Raw genomic sequence first — 1,620 nt, 5'->3', positions numbered from 1 at the left:
TAGTGGCCTGTCAGTATTTTGAGTGAGCGACCCCTTAGCAATAAGGGTGCTACGAGAGTAGCAAAAGTAACAGAGATTAAACTGAAGAGTTTGATCCTGGCTCAGATTGAACGCTGGCGGCATGCCTTACACATGCAAGTCGAACGGCAGCGCGGGGCAACCTGGCGGCGAGTGGCGAACGGGTGAGTAATATATCGGAACGTACCCTGGAGTGGGGGATAACGTAGCGAAAGTTACGCTAATACCGCATACGATCTAAGGATGAAAGTGGGGGATCGCAAGACCTCATGCTCCTGGAGCGGCCGATATCTGATTAGCTAGTTGGTAGGGTAAAAGCCTACCAAGGCATCGATCAGTAGCTGGTCTGAGAGGACGACCAGCCACACTGGAACTGAGACACGGTCCAGACTCCTACGGGAGGCAGCAGTGGGGAATTTTGGACAATGGGCGCAAGCCTGATCCAGCAATGCCGCGTGAGTGAAGAAGGCCTTCGGGTTGTAAAGCTCTTTTGTCAGGGAAGAAACGGCCTGTTCTAATACAGTGGGCTAATGACGGTACCTGAAGAATAAGCACCGGCTAACTACGTGCCAGCAGCCGCGGTAATACGTAGGGTGCAAGCGTTAATCGGAATTACTGGGCGTAAAGCGTGCGCAGGCGGTTTTGTAAGTTTGTCGTGAAATCCCCGGGCTCAACCTGGGAATGGCGATGAAGACTGCAAGGCTAGAGTTTGGCAGAGGGGGGTAGAATTCCACGTGTAGCAGTGAAATGCGTAGATATGTGGAGGAACACCGATGGCGAAGGCAGCCCCCTGGGTCAAAACTGACGCTCATGCACGAAAGCGTGGGGAGCAAACAGGATTAGATACCCTGGTAGTCCACGCCCTAAACGATGTCTACTAGTTGTCGGGTCTTAATTGACTTGGTAACGCAGCTAACGCGTGAAGTAGACCGCCTGGGGAGTACGGTCGCAAGATTAAAACTCAAAGGAATTGACGGGGACCCGCACAAGCGGTGGATGATGTGGATTAATTCGATGCAACGCGAAAAACCTTACCTACCCTTGACATGGCTGGAATCCCTGAGAGATTGGGGAGTGCTCGAAAGAGAACCAGTACACAGGTGCTGCATGGCTGTCGTCAGCTCGTGTCGTGAGATGTTGGGTTAAGTCCCGCAACGAGCGCAACCCTTGTCATTAGTTGCTACGAAAGGGCACTCTAATGAGACTGCCGGTGACAAACCGGAGGAAGGTGGGGATGACGTCAAGTCCTCATGGCCCTTATGGGTAGGGCTTCACACGTCATACAATGGTACATACAGAGCGCCGCCAACCCGCGAGGGGGAGCTAATCGCAGAAAGTGTATCGTAGTCCGGATTGTAGTCTGCAACTCGACTGCATGAAGTTGGAATCGCTAGTAATCGCGGATCAGCATGTCGCGGTGAATACGTTCCCGGGTCTTGTACACACCGCCCGTCACACCATGGGAGCGGGTTTTACCAGAAGTAGGTAGCTTAACCGCAAGGAGGGCGCTTACCACGGTAGGATTCGTGACTGGGGTGAAGTCGTAACAAGGTAGCCGTATCGGAAGGTGCGGCTGGATCACCTCCTTTCTAGAGTAGCACT

Annotated in this window: 1 rRNA gene; it reads left to right on the top strand. The window is 53.0% G+C overall.

Annotated features, from left to right (window positions below):
* Positions 1-78 precede the first annotated feature (78 nt).
* Positions 79-1,607: ribosomal RNA gene (locus tag RUGAMON1_RS32565) — 16S ribosomal RNA — on the top strand.
* The last annotated feature ends 13 nt before the right edge of the window (positions 1,608-1,620 follow it).

This window comes from Duganella rhizosphaerae, assembly GCF_040364205.1.
GTDB classification, from domain to species: domain Bacteria; phylum Pseudomonadota; class Gammaproteobacteria; order Burkholderiales; family Burkholderiaceae_D; genus Rugamonas; species Rugamonas rhizosphaerae.
This window is presented reverse-complemented; position numbering and strand designations above follow the sequence as displayed.